11 protein-coding genes are annotated in these 14,488 nt (G+C 68.2%); 7 read left to right on the top strand and 4 right to left on the bottom strand.

Translation table 11 applies throughout. The features are described 5' to 3' along the window. Positions 1-46 precede the first annotated feature (46 nt). From ACWDXS_RS03550 to ACWDXS_RS03535, 4 genes are read right to left on the bottom strand one after another with little or no spacing between them, the layout of a single operon-like run. On the bottom strand, positions 47-1,825 hold the full coding sequence (locus ACWDXS_RS03550) for a dipeptide ABC transporter ATP-binding protein (RefSeq protein ID WP_449961573.1): 1,779 nt from the start codon (positions 1,823-1,825) through the stop codon (positions 47-49). Continuing rightward, positions 1,822-2,685: an ABC transporter permease gene (locus tag ACWDXS_RS03545; protein ID WP_379316196.1), complete on the bottom strand. Its 864-nt coding sequence runs from the start codon at positions 2,683-2,685 to the stop codon at positions 1,822-1,824. Before ACWDXS_RS03545 ends, ACWDXS_RS03550 begins: the two co-directional genes overlap by 4 nt. Continuing rightward, a complete protein-coding gene (locus ACWDXS_RS03540) occupies positions 2,682-3,635 on the bottom strand; it encodes an ABC transporter permease (RefSeq protein ID WP_378628609.1) in 954 nt (317 codons plus the stop codon). Before ACWDXS_RS03540 ends, ACWDXS_RS03545 begins: the two co-directional genes overlap by 4 nt. A 3-nt stretch (positions 3,636-3,638) precedes the next feature. Beyond that, positions 3,639-5,294 (bottom strand): ABC transporter substrate-binding protein, encoded by a 1,656-nt coding sequence (locus tag ACWDXS_RS03535; RefSeq protein WP_449961568.1) that lies wholly within the window; start codon positions 5,292-5,294, stop codon positions 3,639-3,641. Between the two features lie 219 nt (positions 5,295-5,513). Between ACWDXS_RS03535 and ACWDXS_RS03530 the strand changes: the two genes are divergently transcribed. From ACWDXS_RS03530 to ACWDXS_RS03500, 7 genes are read left to right on the top strand one after another with little or no spacing between them, the layout of a single operon-like run. Next, complete coding sequence (locus ACWDXS_RS03530; RefSeq protein WP_449961565.1) at positions 5,514-7,148, top strand: ABC transporter substrate-binding protein; 1,635 nt, start codon at positions 5,514-5,516, stop codon at positions 7,146-7,148. Between the two features lie 9 nt (positions 7,149-7,157). Beyond that, a complete protein-coding gene (locus ACWDXS_RS03525; protein ID WP_449961562.1) occupies positions 7,158-8,201 on the top strand; it encodes an ABC transporter permease in 1,044 nt (347 codons plus the stop codon). Beyond that, entirely contained in the window at positions 8,198-9,082 is an 885-nt protein-coding gene (locus ACWDXS_RS03520; RefSeq protein ID WP_449961559.1) for an ABC transporter permease, read from the top strand. Before ACWDXS_RS03525 ends, ACWDXS_RS03520 begins: the two co-directional genes overlap by 4 nt. After that, positions 9,079-10,731: a dipeptide ABC transporter ATP-binding protein gene (locus ACWDXS_RS03515; protein WP_449961556.1), complete on the top strand. Its 1,653-nt coding sequence runs from the start codon at positions 9,079-9,081 to the stop codon at positions 10,729-10,731. The genes ACWDXS_RS03520 and ACWDXS_RS03515 overlap by 4 nt, the downstream gene beginning before the upstream one ends. Continuing rightward, a complete protein-coding gene (locus ACWDXS_RS03510; RefSeq protein ID WP_449961553.1) occupies positions 10,728-12,029 on the top strand; it encodes an acyl-CoA dehydrogenase family protein in 1,302 nt (433 codons plus the stop codon). Before ACWDXS_RS03515 ends, ACWDXS_RS03510 begins: the two co-directional genes overlap by 4 nt. Beyond that, on the top strand, positions 12,026-13,402 hold the full coding sequence (locus ACWDXS_RS03505; protein WP_449961550.1) for an acyl-CoA dehydrogenase family protein: 1,377 nt from the start codon (positions 12,026-12,028) through the stop codon (positions 13,400-13,402). Before ACWDXS_RS03510 ends, ACWDXS_RS03505 begins: the two co-directional genes overlap by 4 nt. A 22-nt stretch (positions 13,403-13,424) precedes the next feature. Then, positions 13,425-14,456 (top strand): aldo/keto reductase, encoded by a 1,032-nt coding sequence (locus ACWDXS_RS03500; RefSeq protein ID WP_449961547.1) that lies wholly within the window; start codon positions 13,425-13,427, stop codon positions 14,454-14,456. Positions 14,457-14,488 lie beyond the last annotated feature (32 nt).

The following is a 14,488-nucleotide window of genomic DNA, read 5'->3' as shown; positions in this document are numbered from 1 at the left end:
GAAATCCTTACGATCAGAGCGATTCTGTACAGCTGCGCTTCGCCGATCACGCCACCACGGCGTCGACGGCGACGGGCGTGCCCGTACCGACCGGTACCGCGTCGAGCAGCCGTCGGGTGTAGTCCTGGGTGGGGTTCTCGAAAACATCGGTGACAGCACCGGATTCGACCACCGAACCCGCGCGCATCACCGTCACCTCGTCCGCGACCAGCCGCACCACACCCAGGTCGTGGGTGATGAACAGGTACGTCAGACCCTGCTGGTGCTGGAGATCGACCAGCAAACGCAGGATCTGCGCCTGCACCGAGACATCGAGAGCCGAGACCGCCTCGTCGAGGACGAGAACTCGCGGCCCGGCGGCGAGCGCGCGGGCCACAGCGACGCGTTGACGCTGACCACCCGAGAGTTCGGCAGGCTTGCGCGCCAAGTGTTCTCGCGACAGAGCGACCTCGTCGAGCAGTTCGCGCACCCGATCGCTGCGTCGTGGCCCACGCGGGAGCAGGCCGAGTGCGACGAGCGGTTCGGCGATGATCTGCTCCACGGTGAACTTCGGGTCGAGCGACGAATACGGGTTCTGATATACGAACTGGATCTCGCGACGGATCGGACGAAGTTTCCCGCGTGAGAGCCCGTCGATGCGGGCGCCGTCGAACCACACCTGCCCCGAGTCCGGTGAAGTGAAGCCCGCGGCAATTCGGGCGACGGTCGACTTGCCCGCCCCTGATTCCCCCACCAGCGCGTGCGTTGTTCCCGCGCGGACGGCCAGGGAGACGTTGTCGACCGCGCGCACACCACCGTGCGCGAAGGTCTTGGTCAGTTCCCGGACCTCGAGCAGTGGCCTGGTCCCTGTCGGCACAGGCGTCGCCCGGCGCGGCGACGAGCTGATGGCCGTCGCTGCCGACCGCGCACGCACGGCCGACGATCCGGTCCCTGTCGACGAAACCGATTCTCCGGGAACCGACGCCGGGCCGCAGACGGACGGGCCACCTGGTTCGATACGGGGCTCGGTGCTCGTCAGGCGGGTGCTCTGCTGGGTGGGCGCCGCCGCGACCAGTCGGCGCGTGTAGTCGTGTCGGGGATCGGCCAGGATGCGGCCGGCCGGGCCCTCTTCGACGATGCGGCCGTGCTGCATCACGATCAGGCGGTCGGATCGTTCGGCGGCCACGCCCAGGTCGTGGGTGACCAGCAGAACACCGAGGCCGAGGGTGTCGCGCAGGTGGGCGAGGTGATCGAGGATCACCTTCTGCACGGTGACGTCCAGGGCCGAGGTCGGCTCGTCGGCCACCAGCAGCGCGGGGTCGTTGGCCAGCGCGATAGCGATGAGCACCCGCTGTTTCATGCCGCCGGACAGTTCGTGCGGGTACTGCCGGTACACCCGTTCCTGCTCGCGCAATCCCGCCGTGGCCAGTTTCGCCACCGCGAGGTCGCGCCCCGGCCCGGATTCGACGCGCCGGTGCAGTCGCAAGGCCTCGAGCACCTGGGTGCCGACCCGTTTGACCGGGTTCAGCGAGGTGCCGGGGTCCTGGGGCACGAAACCGACGAACGGGCCGCGCAATCGGGCGAGTTTACGGTCGTTCCAGGACGCGGTGTCGTGCCCGTTCAACGCCAGTGCCGTGGCCTCGACCCGCGCCGATGGGGGCAACAGATGCAGCGCGGCATGGACGGTGGTGCTCTTGCCGGACCCGGATTCGCCCACGATCGAGACGAATTCGCCCCGGCCCACCGTCAGCGACACACCGTCGACCGCGGCCTGCCCGTCCGCGCCGCGGGCGCGGTAGCGCACGGACAGGTCCTCGATCCGCAGCAGGGTTTCCTTCTCGCTCATCGCTTCTCTCCCAACGCTCGCCCGATTCGATTGGTGGACAGCACGACCACGGCGATCACGATGCCGGGCAGCAGCGAGATCCACGGGTAGGTGGCCAGAAAGTCCCTGCCCTCGGAGACCGCGAGGCCCCATTCCGGGTCCGGCGGCGGTGCGCCGTAGCCGAGGAAGCCCAGCGCCGCCACGGCCAGCACCGCCGTGCCGCATTCGAGCGCGGCCAGTGACAGCACCGCCGAGACCGAGTTCGGCAGCACGTGCCGCACCACGACCCGCCCGAAACCGGCCCCGGAGCCGTAGGCGGCCTCGACGTAGTCGGTGCCCGCGACCTTGAGCACCTCCGAGCGCATCACCCGCGCGAAGGCCGCCACCGCCGAGATGCCGACGGCGACAGCGATATTCACGGTGCCGTAGCCCAGCGCGGTGACTACGGTCATGGCCAGCAGCAGGCTCGGGATGGCCAGCAGGACGTCGACGAAGCGCATGATCACCGCGTCGACCCGGCCCCCGAGAAACCCGCTGAGCAGCCCGATCGCCGACCCGATCACGAACCCCAGGGCCACCGCGAGCAGGGTCGCGGTGAGTGTGGTCGAGGTGCCGTAGATGGTGCGGGCGAGCAGATCGCGGCCGAGGCGATCGGTGCCGAACAGGTGCTCGAGACTCGGCGCGCTGAAGCTTGCGTCCGAATCACCTTCCAAGGGTGAGTACTTCGTGAACAGGGACGGGACGAGCGCCCAGGCGAGCACGGTGGCGATCACCAGCCACGCCAGGGTCAGCCCCGGCGCGGCGGTGATCGCCGCGGTCGCGGTGCGCACGCGATCGGGAACCGTCGGTGCGGTACGGATGTCGTTGTCGAGGACGGTCATGCGGAGGTCCTTGCTCGCACACGGGACCGCAGCCGCGGATCCGCCAGTGGATAGACGAGATCGACGAGGAAGTTCACCGTCACGAAAACCAGCGCGGCGAACACCACCACCGCCTGCACCAGCGGCACGTCCTGGGTGCGCACCGCCGTTTCGGTCAAGCGGCCCAATCCCGCACGGGAGAACACGGTTTCGACGATCACCGCGCCGGCGAGCAGGTTGCCGAAGGTGACACCGGCGATCGTGAGCGCGGGCAGGGCGGCGTTCTTCAATACCTCCCGTACCAACACCCACAGCCTCGTCGCACCCTTGGCCACCGACACCGTGACATACCCGGCGTGCAGTTCGGCGTCGAAGTTCTTGATCAGCAGCTGCGCGATCGGCGCCGACACCGGTATCGCCAGCGTCACCGCGGGCAACACCAGCGCGCCGAAGCCTTCGTTGCCGATCGGCGGGAACCAGCCCAGCTGGAACGAGAACACCTGCAGCAGTGCGAGTCCCACCAGGAACACCGGCACCGACACCCCCGCCGCGGGCAGGGTCGCGACCAGATCGGCGACCCATTTGGTGCGGGTGTAGCCCGCGGTGGCGGCGACGGCGAAGGCCAGCGCGACGGCGAGGACCAGCGCGGCGCCCGCCAGCAGGGCAGTGTGCGGCAGTACCGACACGATCAGCGGCCACACCTGCTCACCGGTGCGGGTCGAGACCCCGAAATCACCGGTCAGCGCGGCGAACAGCCGGTGTGTGTACTGCCCTACCAGCTGTTGGTCCAGGCCGAAGTACTCCCGTGAGTTCTGTTTGTCCTCCTCGGAGATCAAGTCGCCCTGCGACGGGTCGAACAGGAAGTCGACCGCGTCGTAGGGCAGCACGAACAGCAGTACGAAGGTGAGGGTGTAGGCGCCCCACACCACGAACACCGCCTGCCCCAGCTTGGCGAGCACATAGCGCGACATCGGTTACCTCGGCTCGATCCAGGTGTCGTAGAAGACGTTGCGCGACTGCGCTTCATAGCCCACGTTGTGCACCCGCGGGGATGCCGCGGTCACCTGCGCCGGGTTGTACACCGGCACGGTGAGCACCTGATCCACGAGCAGGAACCGCTGCGCCGCCTCGGCGGCCTCGGCGCGCTTGCCCGGGTCGAGGGTCTTGCTCACCGCGCTGAGCTTGTCGATCGCCTGCTGGTAGAGCGGGTTCTCCGGCGCCAGCTTCGAGGAGTTGGTGTACTGCGGCGAGTACACCTGCTCGAGCACCGCCACATCGGCGCGACTCTGGTTGGCCACCTGGATGTTCCAGCGTTTCTGCTGGGTGGCGGCGGCGGTGTAGTCCGGGATCGGCAGCACGTCGAGTTTCAGGTCGATGCCGATCTTGCGCAGATCCTGCTGGATCAGCTCGTAGGCGGGCTTGTTGTTGACCAGGTTGTTGATGCCGAGCAGGGCGAGTTCGAGTCGGCGGCCCTGCGCGTCCACCCGGATACCGTCGGAGCCCTTCTTCCACCCCGCTGATTCGAGGATCTGCTCGGCCTTGGTCCGGTCCTGCTTCAGTTCCGCGGAGAAGTCGACGTGGCCGGGCACGCGAGAGGAGATCACCGAGCTCGAGACCTTGTAGCTCGAGGTGAGCACCGTCTTGGCGAGCGCGTCGCGGTTCCAGCCCAGCTTCACGGCCTCCCGCACGGCACGGTCGTCGGTCGGGAACCGGTCGGTCTTGAGGTCGAAGGAGATATCGCGCCCGGGAATCAACTGCGGCACGATCCGGTAGCCCTCGGCTTTCAGCGGCGCCTCGTCGGTGTTGTTGACGTCGAGGATCGCGTCGACCTGACCCGCGCGCAGCGCACCGGTGCGGACCGCGGCCTCGGGAATCACCGAGATCTCCACGGCGTCGAGGTACGCCTCGCCGTTGTGTTTGCGGCTGGCGGGCGCCCAGTTGTATCCGGGACGCTTCTTCAGCACCGTTTTCTGCTGGTAGACGTGCTCGGCGACGACGAACGGACCCGTGGTCACCAGATTCTGCGCCAGCGCGCGCTGCTCTTTGGTCAGCTGCAGGGTCGAGTGACCGACGATGCCGGAGAAGTACAGCGAAAGTGCCTGGAGGAACCCGGCGTTCGGTCGATTGAAGACGACCTTGACCGTCGCCGGGTCGAGCACCGTGGTGCTGGTGTAGCCGACCCAGTACGCGGTCACCGGCACGATGCCCAGCGCCTTGTCACCGAATCCGAGCAGGTCGAAATTCTCTTTCACCGAATCGGCGGTGAATTTCGAACCGTCGGTGAAGGTGACGTCGTCGCGGAGCCGGAAGGTGAATTCGGTCAGTTCCGGGTTGATATCCCAGGATTTGGCCAGCCACGGTTCGATGGCCCCGGTTTCGGGATTCTGGTAGGTCAATTTGTCGGTGATGTTGCTCGTGATGAGCGACTCCGGATACGAGCTGCCCGAATGCGGGTCGAGGTTGGCGGGTGCGTCGAGCACGGCGAAACGCAAGGTCCCACCGGCGACCGGCGGGCCCGCGTCGTCGCTGCCCGCGACCCGGTTACCCGAGGCAGCGCAGCCCGTCAGCACGGAGGCGACAAGGGTGACGGCCACGAGCGCCGTCGCCGCGGAGAATCTTTTCGATGACATTTCGCGAAGTCTGCACAACGACAAGTCCGCGAACAACCAAGTTGCACTTCGTGATTTGTTCAGTTTTAGTGAATCGAGCACGCCACCCGATCGTGAAGCGAAACTTGAATAATGGTGTAGGCATTCTTGGCGATCCGAAATCGCGGAATGTGACGGTCGCGGACTTAACCTCCGGAGTGTAAGCAACACAGTCCGCTCCGACGAAAGACCCACGACCACATGAGGAATATTCGATTCCGTCGACTCCTGGCCACCGGCACCGCGGCCATCGCCCTCGCCACCGTGCTGGCCGCGTGTGGTGGGCCGTCGTCGCAGAACGAGGCGGCAGGCGACCCGGTTTTCGGTGGCACGCTGAACTTCTACGATCCCATCGAGTACACAGCGTGGACGCCGGTCAACTCGATCTGGTCCAACAGTCAGGTCGCCAACAATCTCGCCGAGCGCCTGACCTGGCAGGATCCCGACACCGGGGAGATCAAGCCCTGGCTGGCCACGTCGTGGGAGGTCAGCCCCGACAAGCTGAAGTACACCTTCCGCTTGCGCGCGGGAGTCACGTTCAGCAACGGCGACCCGCTCGATGCGGCGGTCGTGAAAGCCAACTACGACCAGCACGCGCTCGGCGACAAGGCGCTCGGCATTCCGCCGGACCGGTTCTTCTCCGACTACCGGGCCTCGACCGTGATCGATCCGCTGACCGTCGAGGTGGCCTTCACCAAGCCCAATGCCGGTTTCCTGCAGGTGGCTTCGTTCTACCGGGCCGGGTCCATTCTGGCGAAGCCGTTCCTGGAGCGGGATCTCAACGGTCAGAGTCAGGCCAAGAACTGGATCGGGTCCGGTCCGTTCGTGGTGGAGTCGGTCACCGGCAACACCGGCATCACCCTGAAGCGGCGCGAGGACTACAACTGGGCGCCGACGGGTTCGGGCCATCAGGGCAAGGCCTACCTGGAGCGGGTGGTCTTCAAGACCGTGCCGGAAGCCGGGACCAGGGTCGGTGCGCTGCAGTCGGGTGAGGCGCACATCGCGCGCAACATCAGCCCCTACGACGAGGAGACGGTGACCGCCAACGGTGGCCGGATCGAGGCGTTCGCAGTGCAGGGCCAGACCAACAAGCTGTCGGTGCAACTGGATTCGGCCACGCCGATCGTGGAGAAGGACGTGCGCCTGGCGTTGCAGGCCGCCACCGATCGCAAGGAGATCAACGAGACAGTGCTCTCGCCGAGCTACCCGATCCCGAACAGCATCCTGGTCAAGGACACTCCCAACCGCGGCGACGCGAGCAAGTACCTCGGCTACGACCTGAACAAGGCCAACTCGCTGCTCGAGGGCGCGGGCTGGAAGAAGGGTGGCGACGGCATCCGGGCCAAGGACGGCAAGCGCCTGCAGTTCGAGGTCTGGGTGGCACCGTTCTACCAGGTGTCGCAGCCGGTGCTGGAACTACTGCAGTCCCAGTGGAAGAAGGCAGGCGTCGATCTGGTGATCCACACCGTGTCGCAGACCGAATACGAGTCGATCCGCAATTCCCGTCCCGACAACTGGGCGCTGGTGCAGGGCCAGACCTCGCGCGCCGAGGCCGACGTCCTGCGCACCGCGTTCGACAGCACCGCACAGAACGAGTTCTTCGCGCCCGTGCCGGACGCGAAGCTCGACGAGTTGGTGCGCGCGCAGGCCTTCGAGTTCGACCCGGCCGCGCGGACGAAGGCCATCCAGGCGGTCGAGGACCGGGTCTTCGGCGAGGGCTACGCCATTCCGCTCTACGACGAGACTCAGGTGTTCGGCCTGGCGCCGACCGTGCACGGTTTCACCACCGAGTCCACGGCCCGCACCTGGCTCTACGACACCTGGATCACCGGGTAGGAGCCGGCGATGCGCATCTACGTTCTGCGGCGGCTGGTACAGGCGGTACTGGTCCTCTGGGCCGCCTACACCCTGTCGTTCATCTTGCTCAGCGCGCTGCCCGGGGATTCGGTGAACAACCGCATCCAGAACCCGGAGGCGCAGATCACGCCGGAGGCGGGCCGGTTGATGCTCGAGTTCTACGGGCTCGACCGGCCGGTCTGGGAGCAGTACCTGCACGCGCTGTGGGCCCTGCTGCACGGTGACCTCGGTTTCTCGCTCACCTCGGGAAGGCCGGTGACGCACGCGGTCACCGAGGCGCTGCCCTCGACACTGACCCTGACCGGACTCGGCCTGGTGTTCGGGCTGGTCTTCGCCGGTGTCGTCGCGGTGGCAGCCAACTACGCGCCGTGGACGTGGCTGCGCGGCGTCTTCGATTCCGCGCCCGCGCTGTTCGCCTCGGTTCCCACCTTCGTGGTCGGTGTGCTGGTGCTGCAATATCTTTCGTTCCGCTGGCACCTGATCCCCTCGGTCGACGACGGCACGGTGCTCGCGCTCATCGCACCTGCCGCGACGTTGGGGCTGATCGTGGCCGCGCCGCTGGCCCAGGTGTTCGCCACCTCGGTGCGCACGACCCGGCAGCGACCGTTCGTGCACGTGGTGGCGGCCAGGGGCGCGGGTGAGGGCTACATCTTCCGCAAGGATGTGCTGCGCAATTCGTCGCTGCCGGTGCTCACGCTGCTCGGGCTGGCCTTCGGTGAGCTGATCGCCGGTGCGGTGGTGACCGAGTCGGTGTACGCGCGCCAGGGCATCGGCCAGCTCACCGTCGGCGCGGTCGACACCCAGGACCTGCCGGTGGTGCAGGGCGTGGTGTTGCTCTCGACGCTGGCCTATGTGCTGGTGAATCTCGCGGTGGACCTGGCCTATCCGTTCATCGATCCGCGGGTGCTGGTGGACGGGCGCACGCACCGGGTCACGCGCTCGCGGTCGGCAGTACGCAAGCAGGCCACCGTCTCCGTTCCGGTCGTCGCGGCGGTGCCGCGTCGACTGCCTGCCGAGGTGGCGATGCCATGACGACACTCGACAAGATCGAAGCTGTTCCGGCCCAGTCTGATTCGACGAAACCTACGGTTCGGGCATGGTCCGCGCTGCGATGGACCCGTCGGCACTGGACGGTCGCGCTGGCATTGCTGGTGGTCGTCACCATCCTGGCGTGGGCGATCGTGCCGCAGCTGTTCACCGGCTACGACCCGCTCGCGGTGAATCCGGCCCAGAAGCTGAAGCCGCCCTCGGGCGAACACTGGTTCGGCACCGATCAGCTCGGCCGGGATCTCTACGCGCGCATCGTCTACGGCGCGCGGGCCTCACTGTTGGGCTCGGCGATCGCCGTCGGTGTCGGTGTGCTCGTCGGCTCCCTGCTCGGCGCGGTCGCGGGCTGGTTCGCCGGGTTCCCCGACAGCGCGGTGATGCGGCTCATCGACGTGGTGCTGTCGATTCCTGGCTTCCTGCTGGCCATCACCATCGTGGTGCTGCTCGGTTTCGGAGTGTGGCAGGCGGGGATCGCGGTCGGGCTCACCTCGTCGGCGACCTTCGCGCGACTCATCCGCTCGGAGGTGGTCAAGGCCCGCACCAGCACCTACGTCGAGGCGGCCACCACCAGCGGGGCCTCGACCGGCGCGATTCTCCTGCGACACGTGATCCCCAATTCGATCGCGCCGACCGTCTCGCTGGTCACCGTGCAGTTCGGCATCGCGATCATCTGGATCGCCTCGCTGAGCTTCCTCGGGCTCGGTGCGCAGCCGCCGGACCCGGAATGGGGCCGGCTGGTCTCCGACGGGCGCAACTACATCGCCACACGCGGCTGGCTGACGCTGTGGCCGGGGCTCACCATCGTGGTGATGGTGCTGGCGACCAATCACCTGTCCCGTCATCTCTCCAGGAGGGGCTCCGTATGAGCGTCGTCCACGAACTATCAACGCCTACACAAGAAGTCGAGGTGCGGCCGGTGCTGCGCGTAGCGAACCTGCGCGTGGGCTACCGGGTGGACGACCGGGTCTCCCCGGTGGTGCGCGACGTCTCCTTCGACGTCCCGCCCGGCACCGTGCTGGCGCTGGTCGGCGAGTCCGGTTCGGGCAAGACCACCACCGCCCACGCCGTGCTCGGGCTGCTGCCCGGCAACGGCGAGGTCACCGGCGGCACCATCACCTTCCGCGACCAAGTCCTCACCGAGCTGAGCGCGAAAGGCTGGCGCTCGATCCGGGGACGCGCGATCAGCCTGATCCCCCAGGATCCGACGGTCTCGCTCGACCCGGTGCGCCGGGTCGGACACCAGGTCGAGGATGTGCTGCGGCTGCACACCGAGCTCGATGCCGACGCTCGCCGCGAACGCGTGCACGAACTGTTCGAACTGGTCGGCTTCACCGATGTCGAGCGCCGCTATCGCCAGTACCCGCACGAACTCTCGGGCGGGATGCGCCAGCGGGTGCTCATCGCCGCCGCGGTCGCGGCCGAACCGGATCTGATCATCGCCGACGAGCCGACCTCGGCGCTGGACGCGACGGTGCAGAAGCAGGTGCTCGACCTGCTCGACGAGGTCCGGCTGCGCACGGGGACCAGCGTGGTGCTGGTGACCCACGATCTCGGCGTGGCCGCCGATCGCTCCGACCTGATCGGCGTGCTGCACCAGGGCGAGCTGGTCGAGTTCGGGCCGACCGCGCAGCTGGTCGCCGACCCGCAGCACGCCTACACCCGGCGACTGCTCGACAGCGTGCCGTCGCGGCGGCCGTGGGTCCGCGACCGCACACCGGTCGCGGTCGGCACCGAAACGGTCATCGAGGTCGACGAGCTGCGCAAGGACTACGGCGGCATACCCGCCGTCGACGGCATCTCGTTCCGGGTGCAACGCGGCGAAACCTTTTCCATCGTGGGCGAATCCGGCAGCGGGAAGTCGACGACGGCGCGGGTACTGACCGGGCTCACCGAAGCGGACTCGGGTCGCGTCGCGCTGCTCGGTACCGACATCACCCGGCTGAGCCGCCGGGAGTTCCGTCCACTGCGCCGCGACGTGCAGATCGTGTACCAGAACCCGTATTCCTCGTTCGATCCGCGCTTCGACGTCTACGACGTGGTGGACGAGCCGCTGCGCTCGTTCGAGCCGCGCCGTGGGCTGCGCCGCGGCAGGCCGAATCGGGATCGGGTGGTGGCCGCGCTCGAGGCCGCCGCCCTGCCCGCCGATTTCGTCGACCGGCATCCGCGCGAATTGTCGGGCGGGCAACGTCAGCGGGTGGCCATCGCTCGCGCGCTGGTGCTCGAGCCGAAGGTGATCGTGCTCGACGAGCCCATCTCGGCGCTGGACGTCTCGGTCGCTGCGCAGATCCTCGACCTGCTGCGCGGCCTGCAGGAAGAACGCGGGCTCACCTACGTCTTCATCTCTCACGACCTGGCCGTGGTGCGCGCGATCTCCGATCGCGTCGCGGTGATGCGCGAAGGCCGCATCGTCGAACAAGGCACCGTGGACCAGGTCTTCTCCTCTCCCACCGACGATTACACCGTGCGTCTGCTCGACGCGATCGCCGGCCGCGACCTCATCGGAGGACTGTCATGACCACTACCATCGCGCCCGCCACCCTGGCCGAGGCACTCCCCCGCATCCGGTCCGTCCTGACCGAGTTCGTCCCCGGCACGGGCGAGCGCGACCTCGCCTTCGAGCACCCCGACGCGCTGATCCAGGCGCTGGCCGACGCGGGCTTCGGCCGATTGCGGGTGCCGGTGGAGTACGGCGGTTTCGACGTCGACCTGCCGACGCTGTTCGGACTGCTGGCCGAGGCGGGGCAGGCCGATTCCAATATTCCGCAGATCTGGCGCGGGCATTTCACCACCACCGAGATCCTGCGCGCCGAGACCGATCCGGTGGTGCGCGAGCACTGGTTCCGGGCGATCGGTGCGGGCGCGGTGTTCGGCAACGCGCAGTCCGAGCCCTCGGCACTGGTCGCCGAAGCGGTGGGCGAATCCGCGGGCTGGGGCGTGACCACCACGCGCGCCCGGGTGGGCGAGGACGGCGTGCGCGTGGTCTCGGGCACCAAGTTCTACTCGACAGGCGCGCGATTCGCCGACTACATCCGCGCGGCCGTGGTCGACGATGAGGGCACCCGCGGTTTCGTGGTGATCACGGCCCGGCACCCCGGCGTCACCCACGCCGACGACTGGGACGGCATCGGTCAGCGTCAAACCGGCAGCGGCACCACCTATTTCGAGGATGTGCCGGTCGAGGAGCACGGCGATATCGGCCGGTACAAGGAGTCCTTGCGCGGTCTGGATTCCTTCGTCCAGATCGTGCACCTGGCGAATCTGACCGGGATCGCGCGCAGCATCGTCGCCGAGACGGCGGAGATCGTGCGCGGTCGCACCCGCACCAGTCTGCACGCGCTCACCCAGCACGCCACCGAAGATCCCGACATCCTGTCGGTGATCGGCCTTCTCGAAGCCCGCAGGCTCACCGCCGAAACCCTGCTGCGGCATGCCGCCGAGCAGCTCGAGGCCGCGCACGCCGCCGGGGACGAGGCCGCCTACACCCGGGCCTACCTCGATGCCTCCGCCGCGCAGATCGCGGTGATCGAGGCCGTACTCGATGCCGCGACAAGGGCTTTCGACGCGGGCGGGTCCTCCACGATCCGCAACAGCGTGCATCTGGACCGGCATTGGCGCAATGCCCGCACCCTCGCCTCGCACAACCCGGTCATCTACAAACCCCGCGTGCTCGGCGACTTCCTTGTCAACGGCAACGCGCCGGTGCCGGGCTACTACCGGCAGCGCCCCTCGGTGGTCACACCGGACGCCACTGTGGCCGCGACCAACGGCGAGGCGACCGCGGCAGCCGATGCCGCGCAGAACGGCGCGCGATGACCGCCGTCGACCAGTCGGCACCCCTGTTCGAACCCGGCGCGACCGGTTCAGCACCGGCCGCGTCCTCTCTCGCGGCACTCGACGCCGTGCCGGGTATCAGCAGCGGTAGCCTGCCGATCGGCCCGACTCAGGGCACCGCGCCGGATACCGAAATCGCAGGGACACCACAGCGTTCCCCGTCGGCAAGGCCCGACCATCCGCTCACGGTGGCGGGCATCCGAGCCGCCGCGGCGCCGATCCTGCGGCAGCTCGCCGACACGGCGCGGCAACGCGAGATCGACCGCGACTACGCCTTCGCACAGGTGCGCGCGCTCGCCGAGACAGGGATCGCCTTGACCGGCATCGCCACTGCAGAGGGCGGGGCGGGCGGGTCGCTGCGCGAGGTCACCGACCTGGTGATCGAGATCGCGCGGGCCGATTCCAGTGTGGCGCAGGCATTGCGGAGCAGTTTTCTGACCGCGAACCAGGTGGCGGGCAGACCTGACCTGCCGCACCGGGAGCAAACGCTGCAACGGCTACGCGACCGAGACCTGTTCGCGGGTACCAGCAATGAACGCACGGGCGGTGCCAGCGGGCAGGTCAACGCGACCGCCCGCCCTGACGGCGTGGACTGGGTGATCGACGGCGAGAAGTACTACTCGACCGGTGGGCTGTACGCGAACTGGTTCTCCACGCAGGCACAGACCGAGGACGGGACCGTGCTGCGGTTCACCGTGCCGGTGGATCGCGCGGGGGTGCGACGACTCGACGACTTCGACGCGGTCGGCCAGCGCCTCACCGCCAGCGGGACCACCCGGTTCACCGGGGTGCGAGTGAGCGCCGACGAGATCACCCCGGCGCCGGAGACCGAACCCGACAATCCGTGGCAGGGCTCCTACGCCCAGCTGTATCTGGCCGCCGTGCAGGCGGGTATCGCCGCGCGAGCCCGTGACGACGCCGTCGCCTACGTGCGGGAGAAGGCCCGCCCGATCAAACACAGCACCGCTACCAGCAGCCTCGACGATCCCTATGTCCGCCAGACCGTCGGCGAGATCGCCGCCCGCGCCCAGGCGGCGCGCGCGGTGGTCCTGCTGGCCGCCGAAACCCTCGAGGGCGTGCGCGGGCGCACCGGCGACGATGCCAGAGCCGCGGGTGCGGCGGCGGCGGTCGAGGTGGCCCAGGCGGGCGTGATCGCCATCGAATCCGCGCTCGCCGCAGCCGAACTCGTCTTCGACGTGGGTGGCGGGTCGATCACCGACCGCGCCCTCGGCTTCGACCGGCACTGGCGCAATGCCCGCACCGCCGCCAACCACAACCCCCGCCAATGGAAGCAAGCCGTCGCAGGCGCGTTTCACTTGACGGGCGAACAACCCCCGACCACCGGTCTGTTCTGATCCACCGAGAGAAAGATCCCTGATGAGCTACGGCCCCTTCGACCGCACCTACACCGCCGCGGAAGACCGCTACGAGAAGGTCCCGTACCGGCGAACCGGTACCTCCGGCCTCGACCTGCCCGCGTTCTCCTTCGGGCTGTGGCAGAAGTTCGGCACCGATTACGCCTTCGCCACCCAGCGCGAGATCATCCTGCACGCCTTCGATCTGGGCATCACCCACTTCGACAACGCCGACCGCTACGGCCCACCGCACCGCGCCGCCCAGAAGAACTTCGGCCGGGTGCTCGCCAAGGACCTCGCGCCGTACCGCGACGAGATCGTGCTGTCCACCAAGGCGGGCAACGCGATCGGGCCGAGCCCGTACCTGCGCGGCGGCTCGCGCAAGTCGATCCTGAACTCCCTCGAGCACAGCCTGCGCGATCTCGGCACCGACTACGTCGACATCTTCTACCACCACAGCCCCGACCTCGACACTCCGCTCGAGGAGACCGTGGGCGCGCTGGTCAGCGCGGTTCAGCAGGGCAAGGCGCTCTACGTCGGCATCTCCAACTACCTGCCCGACCGCACCCACGAGATCGCCGAGCAGCTGCGCGCCGCCGGTGTCCCGCTGCTGATCCACCAGGCCCGCTACTCGATCTACGATCGCCGCCCCGAGCAGAACGGTCTGCTCGACACCGCGACCCAGGACGGGTTCGGCGTGATCGTCTACTCGCCGCTGGCCCAGGGCCTGCTCACCGACAAGTACCTCGAGACCATTCCCGAGGGTGCTCGAGCGCAGAACAGCACGTTCCTGTCCCCCGATGTCATCGACGAGACCTACCGGCAGCGCACCGCCGAGCTGAACAAGATCGCCGCCGCGCGCGGGCAGTCGCTGGCCCAGCTGGCCCTGCAGTGGGTGCTGCGCCGTCCCGAAGTCACCTCGGCACTGATCGGGGCGAGTTCGGTGGCCCAGCTCGACCACAACACCGCCGCACTGGACTTCCCCGACTTCACCGCCGAGGAGCTCGCCCTCATCGAGGAGCACGGTGTCCACGGCACCGGCCTGAAGCTCTGATTCCTGCCCGAACACGACGCCGATGACGTGGC

The organism is Nocardia sp. NPDC003183, from assembly GCF_053590715.1.
This window is presented reverse-complemented; position numbering and strand designations above follow the sequence as displayed.